The organism is Pasteurella canis (assembly GCF_020810675.1).
In the GTDB taxonomy this organism is placed as follows: Bacteria; Pseudomonadota; Gammaproteobacteria; order Enterobacterales; family Pasteurellaceae; genus Pasteurella; species Pasteurella canis.
Window position 1 is genome coordinate 1,682,675 of the sequence record NZ_CP085871.1, and the last position, 17,623, is coordinate 1,700,297.

At 36.5% G+C, this 17,623-nt stretch carries 14 protein-coding genes and 1 riboswitch; of the genes, 6 read left to right on the forward strand and 8 right to left on the reverse strand.

Annotated features, from left to right (window positions below):
• Positions 1-36: 36 nt before the first annotated feature.
• The 3 genes from K7G93_RS07785 to K7G93_RS07795 are packed head-to-tail and all read right to left on the reverse strand — an operon-like array spanning position 37 to position 3,523.
• A complete protein-coding gene (locus tag K7G93_RS07785) occupies positions 37-966 on the reverse strand; it encodes an ABC transporter substrate-binding protein (RefSeq protein WP_049214901.1) in 930 nt (309 codons plus the stop codon).
• A 26-nt stretch (positions 967-992) separates the two neighbouring features.
• The gene (locus K7G93_RS07790) at positions 993-1,964 is read right to left on the reverse strand and encodes an ABC transporter permease subunit (protein ID WP_049214899.1); all 972 of its coding nucleotides are present in this window, start codon (positions 1,962-1,964) and stop codon (positions 993-995) included.
• 47 nt (positions 1,965-2,011) lie between these two features.
• A complete protein-coding gene (locus K7G93_RS07795; protein WP_049214941.1) occupies positions 2,012-3,523 on the reverse strand; it encodes a sugar ABC transporter ATP-binding protein in 1,512 nt (503 codons plus the stop codon).
• A gap of 308 nt (positions 3,524-3,831) precedes the next feature.
• Here K7G93_RS07795 and K7G93_RS07800 point away from each other — a divergent pair, with 308 nt between their 5' ends.
• Positions 3,832-4,545: a pirin family protein gene (locus K7G93_RS07800; RefSeq protein WP_226690399.1), complete on the forward strand. Its 714-nt coding sequence runs from the start codon at positions 3,832-3,834 to the stop codon at positions 4,543-4,545.
• 311 nt (positions 4,546-4,856) lie between these two features.
• A complete protein-coding gene (locus tag K7G93_RS07805) occupies positions 4,857-7,445 on the forward strand; it encodes an ATP-binding protein (protein WP_191135372.1) in 2,589 nt (862 codons plus the stop codon).
• A gap of 73 nt (positions 7,446-7,518) precedes the next feature.
• On the opposite strand, the gene speB is transcribed toward K7G93_RS07805, so the two are convergent.
• The 3 genes from speB to K7G93_RS07820 form a co-directional block, all read right to left on the reverse strand.
• Positions 7,519-8,439 carry an agmatinase gene (gene speB, locus K7G93_RS07810; protein WP_226690400.1) on the reverse strand — a complete coding sequence of 307 codons (921 nt, stop codon included), beginning with the start codon at positions 8,437-8,439 and terminating at the stop codon, positions 7,519-7,521.
• A 68-nt stretch (positions 8,440-8,507) separates the two neighbouring features.
• Positions 8,508-10,442, reverse strand: coding sequence for a biosynthetic arginine decarboxylase (gene speA / locus K7G93_RS07815; protein WP_226690401.1), 1,935 nt, complete (start codon positions 10,440-10,442; stop codon positions 8,508-8,510).
• A gap of 191 nt (positions 10,443-10,633) precedes the next feature.
• Positions 10,634-11,929, reverse strand: a complete 1,296-nt coding sequence (locus tag K7G93_RS07820; protein ID WP_226690402.1) for an NAD(P)/FAD-dependent oxidoreductase — start codon at positions 11,927-11,929, stop codon at positions 10,634-10,636.
• A 229-nt stretch (positions 11,930-12,158) separates the two neighbouring features.
• On the opposite strand from K7G93_RS07820, the gene K7G93_RS07825 reads away from it, so the two are divergent.
• The gene (locus K7G93_RS07825) at positions 12,159-13,172 is read left to right on the forward strand and encodes an extracellular solute-binding protein (protein ID WP_373316104.1); all 1,014 of its coding nucleotides are present in this window, start codon (positions 12,159-12,161) and stop codon (positions 13,170-13,172) included.
• A gap of 354 nt (positions 13,173-13,526) precedes the next feature.
• On the opposite strand, the gene ribB is transcribed toward K7G93_RS07825, so the two are convergent.
• Complete coding sequence (ribB, locus tag K7G93_RS07830; protein WP_115323260.1) at positions 13,527-14,171, reverse strand: 3,4-dihydroxy-2-butanone-4-phosphate synthase; 645 nt, start codon at positions 14,169-14,171, stop codon at positions 13,527-13,529.
• A 117-nt stretch (positions 14,172-14,288) separates the two neighbouring features.
• Positions 14,289-14,444: riboswitch (FMN riboswitch) on the reverse strand.
• Positions 14,445-14,538: 94 nt separating this feature from the next.
• On the opposite strand from ribB, the gene ubiK reads away from it, so the two are divergent.
• The 3 genes from ubiK to K7G93_RS07845 all read left to right on the forward strand — a co-directional run bounded on the left by ubiK (position 14,539) and on the right by K7G93_RS07845 (position 16,832).
• On the forward strand, positions 14,539-14,790 hold the full coding sequence (gene ubiK, locus K7G93_RS07835; RefSeq protein WP_049214884.1) for a ubiquinone biosynthesis accessory factor UbiK: 252 nt from the start codon (positions 14,539-14,541) through the stop codon (positions 14,788-14,790).
• A 75-nt stretch (positions 14,791-14,865) separates the two neighbouring features.
• Positions 14,866-16,152: a multifunctional transcriptional regulator/nicotinamide-nucleotide adenylyltransferase/ribosylnicotinamide kinase NadR gene (nadR, locus tag K7G93_RS07840; protein ID WP_226690385.1), complete on the forward strand. Its 1,287-nt coding sequence runs from the start codon at positions 14,866-14,868 to the stop codon at positions 16,150-16,152.
• On the forward strand, positions 16,149-16,832 hold the full coding sequence (locus K7G93_RS07845; RefSeq protein WP_226690386.1) for a metallophosphoesterase family protein: 684 nt from the start codon (positions 16,149-16,151) through the stop codon (positions 16,830-16,832). Before nadR ends, K7G93_RS07845 begins: the two co-directional genes overlap by 4 nt.
• Before the next feature lie 376 nt (positions 16,833-17,208).
• Here the strand turns inward: K7G93_RS07845 and rplQ are convergent, their stop codons facing one another.
• Complete coding sequence (rplQ, locus tag K7G93_RS07850; protein WP_049214880.1) at positions 17,209-17,598, reverse strand: 50S ribosomal protein L17; 390 nt, start codon at positions 17,596-17,598, stop codon at positions 17,209-17,211.
• Between the last annotated feature and the right edge of the window lie 25 nt (positions 17,599-17,623).

Below are 17,623 nucleotides of genomic sequence, written 5' to 3' on the forward strand. Positions count from 1 at the left end.
CCCTCCCTTTAGGAGAGGGATAAAATGAACACTTAATTACTTCACTGTCCAACCTTTATAATCTTTGATGTTATCACGTGTAATTAAATTCACAGGGATTAACACTGGATCTTTTGGTGCTGGTTTACCTTGTAAAATGTCATAACCAATTTTCACTGCTTCAGCAGCCATCACTTGAGGATCCTGTGCTGGTGTACCACGGAATAAGCTATCTGATAATTTCAATGCTTCCTCACCATCTGGCGATCCATCCACACCCATAATGAAGAATTCACCACGTTGTGCTTGTTTTGCTGCTAAATCAGCACCGATTGCTGTTGGATCATTGATCGCAAAAACAGCATCAATTTTCGGATGGGCAATTAATAATGATGTCATCACTTCTAAGCCGCCCTCACGACTACCTTTCGCATTTTGGTTGTGTGATAACACTTTGATATCACTATGTTTCGCAAACACATCTTGACAGCCTTGAACACGGTCTTGTACTGCTGATACTGGTGGTCCGTTGATGATCACAACGTTACCCTTACCGTTTAATTTTTCAACGATAGTTTGACATGCAATTTCACCTGCTTGGTAATTGTTTGAAGTCACAGTCGCATCCGCACCATCTGCTGCTACATCTACTGCAACAACAACAATACCCGCTTTACGTGCACGTTCTACCGCAGGTCCAATTCCTTTAGAGTCCGCTGCATTGAGGATAATCATATCTGTTTTAGCCGCAATGAAGTTATCAATTTGGGCAACTTGCTGACCTAGGTCATAACCACTTGATACCGAAACTACATTGACTTTATCGCCTGCTAATTCTTTCGCTTTTAACTCTGCCCCTTTCGCAATCTGTACGAAGAATGGGTTAGCTAGATCACCAACTGTTACACCAATTGATTTCAGCTCTTTCGCCTGAGCAAAAGGTGCGATAGCTAACATTAAAGATACTGCTAAAGTTTTTAATTTCATTACAATTTCTCCTATGAAGTGGATAATTAAGCTGAACGAGTACGGTATTTATCGATTAATACTGCAACGATGATTACCCCACCTTTAATAACGAGTTGCCAGAAATAAGACACGCCCATTAACGTCATACCGTTATTTAAGGTAGCGATAATCAAGGCTCCAATGAGTGTACCAGTAATAGTACCAATACCCCCCACGAAACTTGTGCCGCCCAAAATAACAGCTGCAATCGCATCAAGTTCATAACCAACGCCAAGATTACCGTTAGCACTATATAAACGAGATGCACTCATTACGCCACCTAGTCCAGACAATAAACCACTAGTTGCGTAAACGAAGATTAAAACTAAAGAGACTTTGATACCTGTTAAACGGGCTGCTTGTAAGTTGCCCCCTACTGCATAAATATGTGTGCCTAATGTTGTACGACGTAAGATAAACCAACAGACAGCAATCACGGCAAAAGCGATGATAACTAGCCAAGGCACTGAACCAAGATAACCATTTCCTATCCAACTGAATGAGATTTTTGAGTTAATCACAGTTGTACCATCTGCGACAAGATAGGCAGCTCCACGTAATGCAGTATAAGTACCAAGCGTAACAATGAAGGGAGGTAATCCTGCATAAGCGACTAATAAACCATTAAATACTCCCATACCTAACCCAGCAAGTAATGCTAATGGTACAGCAAATTCAGCTAAAGCTGGGTTTAATGAAGTCACCAAGCCAATCACTGCTGTAACCCCGAGAATAGAGCCTACAGACAAGTCAATACCGCCCGTTAAAATAACAAAAGTCATACCAGCTGCTAATACAATATTAATCGATGCTTGGCGCGTGATATTCATCATATTCGCTTCGGTCATAAAGTTTGGTGCGACAAAAGAAAACACAATCACAATTAAAATTAAAATAGGTAAAATCCCCATTGCTTGCATCGCATCAGCAATTGCGAGCTTTTTAAAACCTGCTTTGGCTGGTTGTGCTGTTCCCATTTTTACATCTCCTCAGTATATTTAATTTTATTCGTTATCTCATTCAGTTAAGCAGCACCACAAGCAAATGCCATGATTTGCTCTTGATTAATTTCATCACCACTCAACTCACCAACAGTATAGCCTTCTCTCATCACATAAACTCGATCACTCATACCCACGATTTCAGGTAATTCACTGGAGATCATTAAAATAGCAACACCTTTCTTGGCCATTTCAATCATCATGCGATAAATCTCACTTTTTGCACCAACATCTACACCACGTGTCGGCTCATCCATAATGAACAACTTCGGATGAATAGCTGCCCAGCGAGAAAGCAGCACTTTTTGCTGATTACCACCAGATAAACCACTGACATTCACATTTGCACTTGGCACACGCATTTTTAAGCCTTCAATCGCCTCTTGTGTTGCCTGCTTACCTTTTGCTTGATCAATCACCAGCATAGTTGCATCGCGCTCAATGGTTGCCATCGTGACATTTTTTAGAATATTTAAATCAAGGAATAATCCCTCTTCTTTACGGTTCTCTGGTAATAGCGCAACATGATGTGCTATCGCATCACGTGGTGAATTAAAACTAATCTCCCCACCACTTAAATACATTTTTCCTTTAGTTGCTTGCTTTACACCAAATAACAAATGCGCTAATTCAGAACGCCCTGCCCCAACTAAACCAGACAAGCCAATAATTTCACCCGCTCTGACGACTAACGAAGCATCTTGCACTTTATTGCCATCTGATAAGTTTTCTACGCGTAGCACCTCTTCACCAACAGGCACTTTTTCTTTATTAAATAAATCTGTCAGTGGGCGACCTACCATCATCTGCACTAAAGTAGCAGAGTCTAAATTCTCACGTGTTAATGAGCCTACATACTTACCATCACGTAGTACACTCACACGATCAGCAAGTTCATAAATTTCTGCCATGCGATGACTGATATAAATAATCGCCATGCCTTCATCACGTAACTTTTTAACTAATTCAAATAAACGCTCTGTTTCACGTGAAGAAAGTGCTGCAGTTGGTTCATCCATCACTAAAATACGACTATTACGATGCAATGCACGCGCGATTTCAACTTGCTGTTGTTCTGCGATGGTTAAAGATGAGACTTTTTGAGTAGCTAAAAACTGGGCACCTAAACGATCTAAAACTTTTTGTGACTCTTCTGCCATGGTTTTGCGATCTAAACCAAACAGATTTTTGATTTCACGGCCAAGAAAAATATTTTCAGCAACAGTCAAATTGGGTGAAAGGTGAATCTCTTGATAAATAAGAGTAATGCCTGCTTTAATAGCATCTTTAGGTGAGGAAATGGAGAAACTCTCGCCATCAATCAGAATTTCACCTGCAGAGGCAGTATAAGCACCCGCGAGAATTTTCATTAAAGTACTTTTACCAGCCCCATTTTCCCCCATGAGGGCGTGAATTTCGCCACGATAGATGGATAAATCCACATCTTGTAAGGCATAAAAAGTCCCGAATCGCTTCGCAATACCTTTCATTTCTAATAAAGGATGAACTGGCGAGCTGTTATTTACTTGTGCCATTGTCATAGATCCCTATTAAATTAAACATATTTGCATTTAATCATAGGAATATGAATAGAAAATGTTTAATCTCATTCATAATTGTCATAATTCTTTGTTTTTTCCAATTTTGAGAAAGAGATCACGAAATTTCGTTAGATATAGTATGCTCATCAGTGCATAAATCAATATCTTTTACCTAATATCAAACCAGTAAAATTTTCTACTATTAGTTTAAAGATAATCAATAATAAATATATTTATCTTCTAAAATGAAAATATATAATACACAACGTTTTTGGTAAAAAATTAATTTTAAGGGAAAAAGAATGAAAACTATCTATCACTCAGCAAATAGTCGTGGTAATGCAGATCACGGTTGGTTAAAAAGCAGACATACTTTTAGTTTTGGTCACTACTATGATCCTAGCCGTGTTAATTTTGGTGTATTAAGAGTCATTAATGATGACTTCGTTGAAGGGGGTATGGGATTTGGTACCCACCCACATAATAATATGGAAATTATTTCTATTCCATTAAGTGGCGATTTAGCACATAAAGATAGTATGGGAAATGGTAGCATTATTCGTAATGGTGACATTCAAGTGATGTCTGCGGGTACAGGGATTACACACAGCGAAATGAATCCGAACGCAGATATCCCAGTAAAATTTTTACAAATTTGGGTTATCCCAAATAAACGTAATGTTGAGCCTCGCTATCAACAAATTACAATTGCAGATAACGCAAAACCAAATGATTTCCAACAAATTCTATCGCCAAATCAAGATGATGAAGGCGTTTGGATTCATCAAGATGCGTGGTTCTCACTAGCAAAATTTGATAAAGGTATTGCTAAAAATTACTCGCTAAATAAAGCAGGCAATGGCGTATATGCCTTTGTTATCAAAGGACAAGCGAATGTTGCTGGTGTTGATCTCAATGAGCGAGATGGATTAGGTGTATGGGATACTGATAACCTAGATATCGTTGCATCAAGTGATGCCGAGATTTTACTCATGGAAGTACCAATGGAAGTCTAATCCAGCTATATACATAAAAAAACCTGAGCATTGCCTCAGGTTTTTTATTGACCATTACTTTCAGCTACAGACGATTATTATCAATTCATTAAAACCGTAAAATTCGCCTGAAGATCATCTTTGCCCCCACAGATTTAAACTGAAAAGAGGTGCAATCATCATTGAACTGTATATTATCAACCTACTTAAAGATTAAGTAGGTCGTTTTTCTTTTTCCGATACAAAAAACACGACTCAATTCATATTTGTCATTTTTTTTCTGTCAGTTATGCTTAAAATAATGGCAACCTAGTTCAAGTGCGGTCTAAAAAATGAAAAATTGGAAAACATCTTTTTTTACTAAGCCTTACAGCGTACGCTTTCGTTTAATGCTCTTTTTGATCACCGCTATTTTTTTGATTATTGTGATCAGTATGACCGCAATTATGGGGTTAAACAGTACCTATCAATCCCTCTCTAATTTACGAGATCGCTCACTTAACCAAATGTTTTCCTCTATGACATTAGGTGTAAAAACAGCACAGATCGCCACATATGCAAAACGACTCACTCAAACAACACGTGCACTAGAATATCAAGAGGAATCTAAAACACTTGCTTTGCATGCCGAACAATTACAAACTCTACTTACCCAAGCCAAACAATCGACATCAAAGCAAGAGCAACGTTTTACTCATATCGTACAGCACATTGATTTATTAAGTAAAAGTGTCCAAGAATTACTGTTACAAACGCATAATCGCCATGTCTTACATACCAATATTATTAGCGAGCTAAATCAAGGATTACTTTATATTAGGCATATCAAAAGATTAGAAAAACGCAGCGCATTAAATCATGAATTAGCCAATGATTTTATGTTGCAACTTACACGAGTAGAAAAATTAATCGAAGATGCAACTAAAAGTAGTTTTTCTACAAGTGTCTTTCTCAGTATCCAATCGAACTTTTTATTCTTCCCAACGATCGATAAACTTACTGATATTGATGCTGAGTTGAGTAAACTCAAACAACTCTTTCCATCCATGATCCAAAATGCAGAAGCATTAGCGCAAATCAATTTACGTATTCAATTTTTAACGTTCCAAATTGACGCATTGGTCCAACAAATCAACCAACAATATACATTGTTAGCAACAGAGAAAGTACAGAGTGTGAATGTGGATTCGGAACAAATCCAACAACATTTATCGACATTTTCACTTTCTATTTTATTATTTTCTCTATTTACAATTTTACTAATCATCATTCTCGCTCAATATATTTACTCATTGATTGGTAAGCGTCTTTACTCTATTACAGATGCATTAAAGCGTTTGTCACAAGGTGATAAAAATGTCACGGTACCTCAACAACAAACGCAAGATGAAATTGGCGATTTAGCTCGGACATTTGATATTTTTCATCAAAATGTCATCACTCTTGAGCACACAGACTCTTTACTCAAAGAAAAAAGTGAGTTGTTAGAACAAACTTTTTTAGCGATGCGTGATGGACTAGCTATTTTTGATAACCAACTCAATTTAGTCTCTTATAATGCGCAATTCAAAAGCTTACTAGAGGAGTGCTTCCAACAGCATCAACAACTGAGTATTCATTCACTCGTTGAGTATTTTAATACTCAGCAAGCGAAAGTGATTGGCAGTGAACAAACGATTGATTTAGCGTTATTGAAAAAAATTCGCCAAGCACAAGATTTACTTGAAATTGAGTGTCGACAACAAGTGCTGGAATGGCGTGTGAGCCCTTTAAAAGATGGTTTAGTAACTTTTCTGATTGATCGTACACAGCGTAAAAAACTCGAAAATGAGATTGCACATAGCCAAAAAATGCGTGCGATTGGTCATTTAACAGGTGGCATCGCGCATGATTTTAACAACTTCTTAGCCGTAATTATTGGTAATCTGGATTTAATTGATCCTGAGACACTCAACGAACGTCAAGCTAAACGTTTACAACGTGCTTTAAAAGCAGCAGAAAATAGTGCCACTCTCACTCAACGTTTATTAGCTTATGCTAGAAAGCAACCACTTCATCCAACTATCCTAGAGATCAATCAACTTGTTTTAGAGTTAAATGATCTGATCAAGCATACCATCCCGCCAACAATTAAAGTGCGGTTAGATTTAGCTGAAAATTTACCACAAGTCTATATTGATAAAAATCAGCTTGAAACTGCACTGGTCAATTTAATTGTCAATGCAAAAGATGCTCTCAATAATGAAGGAAACATCATTATTCGTACAACAGAACTGAACGTACAACGTACACATCGTCAAGAGCATATGGTTCAATTATCCATTATTGATGACGGCTGTGGTATGGATGAGCAGACGCAAAAACGCGTATTTGAACCTTTTTTTACCACAAAACAAAATGGACGAGGTAGCGGTTTAGGCTTATCTATGGTATATGGCTTTATTCGACAATCAAAAGGTCGTGTTACTATTGATTCAACTTTAAATAAGGGTACCGCGATTCACTTACAACTACCTATTGCTAAGCAGACTCCAACACACACCCTTACATCAACACAAAATTGCACAATGTCTGATATCCAATATCAAATTTTAGTAGTCGAAGATAAAGCGAGTTTGCGTGAAACATTGTCGGAACAATTACATGCCATAGGCTATCAAGCAGTTTTATGTGAATCTGGTGAACAAGCTATCGCATTACTTAACCAAGGTCTAACTATTGATTATTTACTGTCAGATATCATGTTATCTGGGAAACTCACTGGTACAGATGTAGCAAAATGGGTTGTAGCTCATTTACCGCAAGTCAAAATTTTATTAATGACAGGTCATACCGAACAATTAGAAAAAGCCGAACAGTTCCCTGTTTTAGTCAAACCTTTTAAACAATTGGAATTACAACAAAAACTGACCGCACTTTAATATTGAATAAATAATCCACCAAAATAGCTGTGATTCATCGCAAATTAAGGTGGATTATTTTAACACAAGGTAATTAAGCTTTTTTCCAAGCTTGCATATACAACATTTCTAGGGCAACCGTCGCACCTGCTAAAGCGGTAATATCGGATTGGTCATAGGCAGGAGAAACTTCAACTACATCCATACCAACAATATTCACCTCTTTCAGTGCGCGTAGCAGTTTCAAAGCTCTATCAGTGCTTAAGCCACCACAAACAGGTGTACCTGTGCCAGGCGCATATGCAGGATCTAAACAATCAATATCAAAGGTTAAATATACAGGTAAATCACCCACTACCGCTTTGATTTTTTCCACAGTTTGTTCCACACTATCATCATTGACTTGGGGTGCAGAAAGCACAGTAAAAGGTAAACGTCGATCGAACTCGGTACGAATCCCGATTTGAACAGAATGCGAAGCATCAATTAAACCTTCTTTCGGCGCGTGATAGAACATCGTACCATGATCAAAGTGACTCCCATTCTCATAAGTATCAGTATGGGCATCGAAGTGAATCATCGCTAACTTACCAAAATGTTTTGCATGAGCCCGTAACAATGGTAACGTAATGAAATGATCACCACCTAAAGTTAAACAGCGTTTACCCGCCTTAAGTAATGCTGTTGTATGGGCTTCTAACTCATCAACAAAGTTTTGGTTATCTCCAAACGAATAAACTAAATCTCCACAATCAATAATCTTTAATCTCTCACGCACATCAAAATCCCAAGGAAAACGACAATGCTCCCAAGCAAGATTTACTGAAGCTCGGCGAATTGCTTCAGCGCCAAAGCGGGTGCCAGATCGACCTGAGACAGATGCATCAAAAGGGACACCAGTGATCACCCATTCTGCATCCGTTTCCACTGGATTAAACTGAACAGGTAAACGCAAAAAGCCAAAATTATTTGATACTAATGAAATATCTTCTTTGTTGTGTAATGTATTGTACATAGTTGTTCCTATATTTAACTCAAAAAGTACTGTCAAACTTTTCAAAAAGTGACCGCACTTTTGATGAATTACTCTTCTTCTAAATAAGTATAGCCATTTAACCCTGTCTCAAGTTCTTTTAAGAACTGAATTGCCTCTGAAGCAGGTAAGCTTGAATGTTCAATTTGCTCACGATAACGAGCCAGCAACTTCTTCGGATCAAGATATACATACTGCAACATATCTGCAACCGTATTACCCTCATCATAATCCACAATACGCACTTTGTTATTCTCTTCAACTAAAATATCAACAGTACTCGTATCACCAAATAAATTATGCATATTTCCCAAAATTTCTTGATACGCACCTACCATAAAAAAACCGACAAGGGGTGGGTTATCTTCTTCATAATGTGGCATAGGCATGGTCGTCGTAATACCATCACCATCAATATAATGATCAATTGCGCCATCTGAATCACAAGTAATATCTAACAAAACAGCTCGACGACTTACAGGTTGATTTAAATTTGAAATCGGGCAAACAGGGAATAACTGATCAATCCCCCACGCATCAGGTAACGACTGAAATAAAGAGAAATTAACATACAATTTATCGGCAAATCGCTCTTGCAGTTCATCAATAATAGTACGATGAGAACGATGTTTTTCATTAAATAACTGCCCGACTTCATGACAAATATTCAAATAAAGTTGTTCTGCCCAAGCACGCTGTTCAAGATTTAAAAGACCAACGTTATATTGATTATGAACATCAGATAAATCAAATTGACTTTCATGAATCCAGCTACGTAATGAGCGTTTTTCACGTGATGATTTAATATCTATCCAAGTTTCCCACATACTCTGTAACACACTAGGCGCATCTTTATCTGGAGCATCTAATAGTTCTGGCTTATAGCGCTCAATACCAATTACATTCGACACTAAGACTGCGTGATGAGCTGTAACACCACGCCCAGACTCAGTAATAATCGTTGGATGCGGTAACCCATGTTCACGACAAGCCTGACCAATCCCCCACACCACGGTATCTGCATATTCATTTAAACCATAATTTACCGAGCAATCAGATTGTGTACGATTACCTTCATAATCGACACCTAAACCGCCACCTACATCAAAACATTGAATGTTTACACCGAGTTTATGTAACTCAACATAAAAACGTGCGCTTTCACGTACACCTGTCGCCACATCACGAATATTGCCGAGTTGTGAGCCCAAATGAAAATGTAAAAGTTGTAAACAGTCTAAACAAGCATGTTTTTTTAACATCTGTACAAGATCTAATACTTGGGATGCAGATAAGCCAAATTTCGACTTCTCTCCTCCTGACGACTGCCACTTACCCGAACCTTGTGAAGCTAATCGTGCTCGCACCCCTAAACGTGGTCTCACTTGCATTTTAGCTGCTTCTTCCAAGACTAATTGGATTTCAGAGAGTTTTTCAATCACCAAATATACTTTATGCCCAAGTTTCTCCCCCATCAGTGCAAAACGAATATATTCGCGATCTTTATAACCATTACACACAATGACAGTTTGAGTGACACCCGCATGCGCTAATACTGCCATCAATTCAGCTTTTGAACCTGCCTCTAAACCTAATGGTTGACCAGAATTTATTAAAGACTCGACGACTCGACGATGTTGATTTACTTTAATTGGATATACGAGAAAATAATTTCCCTCATAACCAAAATCTTCACGAGCACGTTTAAATGCCAAATTAATTGAGCGTAAACGATGTTGAATAATTTGTGGAAAGCAAAACAAAGTAGGTAAATGAGCACCTTGCTCTTGCTGGACTTTGTCTGCTAGCATAGCTAAAGAAACACGATTTTGTGGTTTATCAGGATCAGGGCATACAAAAATATCACCTTTTTCATCTACATTATAATAGCGCATCCCCCAATAATTAATATTACAGACTTCACGCACCGTATTTTCAGCGAATGTTGTTGCTGCCGCATCAGAGATTAAAGTAACTTGTTCCAATGTCTTAGTTTACCTTTTAAAAATAGTAGTTAAAATATAATACAAAAGCAGAATGCTTTTTATTCGTTTTTATTGCTTATCTCCTAAGCAAAAAACAACGCTAGCATAAAGCAAAACCTATAAAAGCAATAGCCCTTAAAATAAAAAAGGTGAAAAGTATCACAATTCACCCGTTATTTTCTTTATTTCTCTTAACGATATTTATCCAAAAACCGATAATAACTGCTCCCAATAAATAAAGCAGTTTTTTGTATTAACTTACCACCATATATTGTCGGCACCTTCAATTTTTCAAACACACGTAAACGTTCATCATTACCCAGTATTGCTTCAGCTATAATACGTCCAGCTAGCCCAGTTAATGCAACACCATGACCTGAATAGCCTTGTGCAAAATAAATATTTGGTGCGATACGTCCAACATGTGGATTCGAATTTAATGTCATATCAATTGGTCCACCCCAACCATATTCTATTTTGACATCTTCTAATTGGGGGAAGACATGTAGCATATTACAACGCATCACAGTTTTCATATCTAACCCAGGACTTGAATCACTACCAAATAACAGGCGATTATCTGCGCTCAAACGATAATAATCTAAGAAATAGTTATTATCACACACTGACATACGATTACGAATCAAACTATCTGCCATTTCATTCGTTAAAGGCTCAGTCGCAATAATAAAACTTTCAATAGGTAAAATTTTACGTGCAATCCCACGATGTATAGTTTTAGGTAAGACACTAATATAAGCATTTGTTGCCAATACAACGTCCTTTGCAATAACTGAGCTTTGATCAGTACTAACTTTGACTTTAGATTTACCTGCACGCAAATCCACGACAGGCGAATGTTCATAAATTTCAACACCCAAGTCTAAGCAAGCTTGTGCAAGTCCTAAACAATAATTCAGTGGATGTAAATGACCTGAGTTTGGATCAAACAATGCTCCAGTATAAATATCACTACCTAAATTCTCGCTTAATCTTGTTTTATCCCACAAAGTCATCTGACTATAACCAAAAAGTTCTCTACAAGCTTTTTCGGTCGCAATTAAATCATCCATCCGACGATGATTTAAGGCTAATGTTGCATAGCCTCGCTGCCAATCACATTGAATAGCATACTTGGTAATACGTTCGTCAATAATAGCCAATGCCTCTAATGACATTTGCCATAACTTACTAGCGGTTTCAAAACCAACCGCATCAATATAATCACTAATGTCTTCTTCGAAACCGTTAATCGCTTGCCCACCATTACGCCCTGACGCACCAAATCCCACACGAGCACCCTCTAACACAATCACTTTTTTCCCTTGTTCTGCAAGTTCAAGGGCGGCAGATAAACCAAAAAAACCCGCTCCTATAACACAAACATCTGCTAATTTACGCTGTGTCAATGTAGGTAAAGTGAAATGAAGATGACGTGTATCAGTATAATAAGATTGGATATGCTCTTGATGAGAAAACTTCAACATAAAATGGATTGGTAATGAAAATTTTGGGCAGTTTACTCTTACTTAACAAGATGTCAATTTAATTCAATCAAGTTATAAAATTTGTTATACTCAAGAGTGAGGTTTTTAACTTTGTATTCATGCGGATTAACGTATTGAAATCCGTCTATTTTTAACCGCACTTTACTGTCTTCGGACTTTGGGGGACTAAAAATTGAAAAGACTTTTTAGTAATGTGATCAAATCACTGATGTTAACTGCTGTCTTATTCTTCACTCACACCACTTTTGCTGCCCAAAAACTCTATGTCTATAACTGGACCGACTATATACCTTCCAATCTAATTGCAAATTTTACTAAAGAAACAGGTATTGAAGTCATTTACTCTACTTTTGAAAGTAATGAGGAAATGTACGCAAAACTAAAATTGTTATCTAAAAATAACGCTTATGATTTAGTCTTTCCATCCAGTTATTACATTAATAAAATGGTAAAAGAAGGTATGCTACAAAAAATAGACCATGCTAAATTAAGTAATTTCCATCAAATACCTTCCCATTTATTAAACAAAGACTTTGATCCAAATAACCAATATTCCCTACCATATATCTATGGATTAACTGGTATTGGTATCAACATTGAAGAGATCGATCCACAAAATATCACAAGTTGGGCAGATTTATGGAAGGCAGAATATAAAGGTAAAGTGTTGTTAACAAGTGACGCACGTGAAGTCTTTCATATTGCTTTATTATTAAATGGTAAATCGCCAAATACAACTAAAGAAAGTGAAATTAAAGCAGCTTATGAGTACCTAGTAAAGTTGATGCCAAATGTTCTTGTCTTTAACTCTGACTCTCCTGAAGTCCCTTATGTTCAAGGTGAAGTAGCATTGGGTATGATCTGGAATGGTTCTGCGTATTTAGGTAACAAAGAAAATCCAAATCTTCAATTCATCTATCCAAAAGAAGGCGCTGTTTTCTGGATGGACAATTATGCTATTCCTAAAACAGCAAAAAATGTTGAAGGAGCCTATCAATTTATTGACTTCCTATTACGCCCAGAGAATGCCAAAATTGTAATTGAGCGAATGGGATTTTCTATGCCTAATGAAGGTGTAAAAGCATTATTGTCACCTGAAATGGTCAATAATCCCGTTTTATTCCCACCCGCTGAAGAAATACAAAAAGGAATTATGCAAGCAGATGTAGGCAAAGCTGTAGATATTTATGAAAAATATTGGAATAAACTAAAAACAAATTAATAAAGCAAAAGAGCAGTTAATATGTTTATAATATTAACTGCTCTTTTATTAAGAACGTACAATTCGTTAAATCTTTATAACAAATCATCAAGAATATCCCTCTCTACCAGACTATCATTGTTTTTCTTTAATCTAGACGAATCGCTCCTCTTCAAGACCTAAAACCTTGAATCAGCAGTAAAGAGAGACATTAATACATCCTTATTCATTTTACTGAATGAAGCTCAAAATCCTAATTGCCTGACTTTAATACAAACAACTATAGCTAAATAATATAAGAGAAGACTTTCTTAATAAAAAAATACCTGTGCTAGCAATTTACACAGGTATTTTTATCAACTAATTTATATAAACTTATACATTATGTTTTTGACGATACGCTACTAAATCTTCGATAGTCACAACAGGAAAACCAAATTTATGAGCAAATTCGACGATTTCAGGTGCTCTCGCCATTGAACCATCATCATTCGTAATTTCACAAATCACACCTGCACCTTTATAGCCAGCTAAACGTGCTAAATCGACAGAGGCCTCAGTGTGTCCGCGACGACTTAATACTCCCCCTTCGACAGCTCGTAATGGGAAAATATGTCCAGGGCGGCTTAAGTCATTTGGTTTTGCACCATCAGCAACTGCTGCTTTAATGGTAGTCACACGATCTTTAGCTGATACACCTGTTGCTACACCTTTAGCCGCTTCAATTGTTACTGTAAATGCGGTTTTATTAACACTGGTATTATCTTGTACCATTGGTGGTAAATCTAGCGCTTGGCACAACTGTTCTGTTAGACAAAGACAAACAATTCCACTGCCATAACGAATCAACATTGTCATTTGTTCAGCATTGATGGTTTCTGCTGGAAAAATCAAATCTCCTTCATTTTCCCGATCTTCATCATCTAATACTAAAACGCCGTTACCTTGTTTAAAAGCCTCAATAGCAGCAACAACGCGCGTTTCTGCGTCACCAAAAGGAGATAAAATTGACTGATTCATAGTAAATTCCTTGAAATATAGAGATAGTTAAATACCAGAATCAGGGCTGATGAGAAAAATTATGTGGCTAAGAAAATCTTAAACAAACAAAAAAGACAGGATTTATTTTCAAAACCTGCCTATTCTCTTTCATCCAGACTATACTGTCGGCTTTGGATTTACACCAAATCTGCTGACTTTGTTATTTTTATGTGAATAACAAACGCTCGTGGGCTTATGCTAAATAAAACATTTACCACCGGTAGGGAGTTTCACCCTGCCCTGAGAATGCATATATAGTATAACGCAAACTTAATCTTGAAAAAATGTTTTTATTTGCTACAAGATTACATACAATAGATAAAATTTTCCCCAATATGAGGTCATTATGCTAAACCCTAAAAAAATAGAGCAAGTTATACAACAAATCCAAGATTCACTACCACAAGGTATTAAAGAATTAGGTCAAGATGCAGAAGCAAAATTAAAACAAACATTACAAGCACAATTATCAAAATTAGATTTAGTGACTCGAGAAGAATTTGATGTACAAACTCAAGTACTAATGCGAACACGTGAAAAGCTTGCAGAGCTTGAACAGCGTGTTAATGAATTATTAGATCAAAAGGCATTACCTTAATTTTTATTGCTCTCAAAGAAATTCAACGTACGATTTGTTTTGATAGCATTTCTCACTTATCACAAGGAATAAATTATGTCTTCTTTTGCCTACTTACAACAAAAACGCAAACAATTAAACTTAAAGGTAAACGATATTTGTCAACAGGCAAATATTACACGTGCTTATTTTAATCAACTGGTAAGTGGAAAAATAAAGAATCCAAGTGCAACAAAACTCAGTGCGTTACATAAAGTGCTACAAATTACGGAACCTAATAATAAAAAAGTAGGTGTCATTTTCGGCAAGTTTTATCCTGTACATACAGGCCATATTAATATGATCTATGAGGCGTTCAGTAAAGTAGATGAAATCCACATTATTGTATGTAGTGATACTGAAAGAGATTTAAAACTGTTCTATGATAGTAAAATGAAGCGTATGCCAACAGTACAAGACCGATTACGTTGGATGCAACAAATTTTCAAATATCAGAAAAACCAAATATTTATCCATCATCTCATCGAAGATGGCATTCCAAGCTACCCAAATGGCTGGCAGGCATGGGCAGAACAAGTCAAACTACTTTTTAAAGAAAAAAACTTTACGCCAAGTATTGTTTTTAGTAGTGAAGTTCAAGATAAAGCACCTTATGAAAAATATTTAGGCTTGGAAGTCATATTAGTTGATCCACAACGTCAATTCTTTAATGTATCTGCAACAAAAATTCGTAATAATCCATTCCATTATTGGAAATTCATTCCAAAAGAAGTTCGTCCTTTCTTCGCTAAAACTATTGCGATTTTAGGTGGTGAAAGTAGCGGTAAAACCGTACTAGTTAATAAGCTAGCAACTGTCTTTAATACAACATCAGCTTGGGAATACGGACGCGAATTTGTTTTTGAAAAATTAGGTGGTGATGAGCAAGCCATGCAATATTCTGACTATCCACAAATGGCACTAGGTCATCAACACTATATTGACTATGCTGTACGCCATGCACATAAAGTTGCAATTATTGATACTGATTTTATTACGACTCAAGCTTTTTGTATTCAATATGAAGGCAAAGCACACCCATTTTTAGACTCTATGATAAAAGAATATCCATTTGATGTTACTATTCTGCTCAATAATAATACAAAATGGGTTAATGATGGTTTACGCAGCTTAGGTAATCAAAAACAACGTCAACGCTTTCAATTATTATTGAAAAAACTGCTTGATAAATACAATGTGCCTTATATCGAAATTGAGTCACCAAGCTATTTAGAACGCTATAATCAAGTAAAAAAAATTGTTGAAAAGATCTTAAATGAAGAAGAATTGCCTTTACACACAAATGAACACAATATTCAATCAGTTTTTGAGGATGAGGTATGATTTTATTCGCAGGTGATCCACATGGTAGTTTTGATCACCTATATCCCTTTATACAAGCACAACAAAATGTTGCACTTATTATACTAGGTGACTTACAACTCACTACACCTCACGAGTTAGAAAAATTAGCACAACATTGTGATCTCTGGTTCATCCATGGCAATCATGACAGTAAAACTATATCTGCATTTGAGGCAATTTGGGAAAGCGACTGGCAATCACGCAACTTACACGGCAGAGTCACCGAAATACAAGGTAAACGTATTGCAGGTTTAGGTGGTGTCTTTCGAGGACAAATTTGGATGCCACCAAACAAACCTCTCTTTTTCGACCCTATTCATTATTGTCAATACTGTTCACAAGAAAAAATTTGGCGAGGAGGTATTCCACTACGTCATCGTACATCTATTTTTCCTTCAGACATAGAAACTTTAGAAAAAATGCAAGCAGATATTTTGATCTGTCATGAGGCTCCTAGACCTCACCCTTCAGGTTTTAGTGTAATAAATGAACTTGCACATAAAATGAATGTACACCATATTTTTCATGGTCACCACCATGAAAATTTTGATTACGATAGTATGGTAGATACGTATAGTTATCAAATCACAAATGTTGGTTTTCGTAGCGTATGTGATATCAATGGAGGATACTTACTGAAGGGAATTGATGAGCGTTAGAATCAATAAATACTCTCTAACTCAAGAAATATGTGAATCACATCAACTTTAAGACTATCCGATAGATAAAGTGCAGTCAAACCTTCGAAAGTTTTGCTAAACTCGTAGATAACCTCCCTCTACTTTAATAAGCAAAATCAAAGGGGCAATAATCTAAATAATTTAGTCCCTTAAAAATTTATCTTACTTCAACATTAATGTTCACAAGACTTATAACTAAGTGCTCTTTTAGATGATAATTAGTACCAATAAATATTATCTATAGACAATTACAATAATCGTTTAAAAAATCACAATAAAAAAAGAAAACCCACTAAAAACTAGTGGGTTTTATCTAAAAATTTATAAGCTATAAAATCAACTTATTTAAAATCAATTATTCAGCAGCAGCTTCTTCAGTTGCTACATCTGGACGATCAACTAACTCAATATAAGCCATTGGTGCATTATCGCCAGCACGGAAACCACATTTCAAAATACGGGTGTAACCACCTGCACGTTGAGCAAAACGTGGACCTAATTCATTGAATAATTTAGCAACAGTTTCAATGTTGCGTGTACGAGCAAAAGCTAAACGACGATTTGCAACGCTATCTACTTTTGCTAATGTAATTAACGGTTCAACTACACGACGTAATTCTTTAGCTTTTGGCAATGTAGTCTTGATAATTTCGTGACTAACTAAAGAGCTTGCCATATTACGGAACATCGCTTGGCGATGGCTGCTATTACGGTTTAGTTGACGACCACTCTTACGATGGCGCATGACCTTATCCTTCTCAGAAAAATCT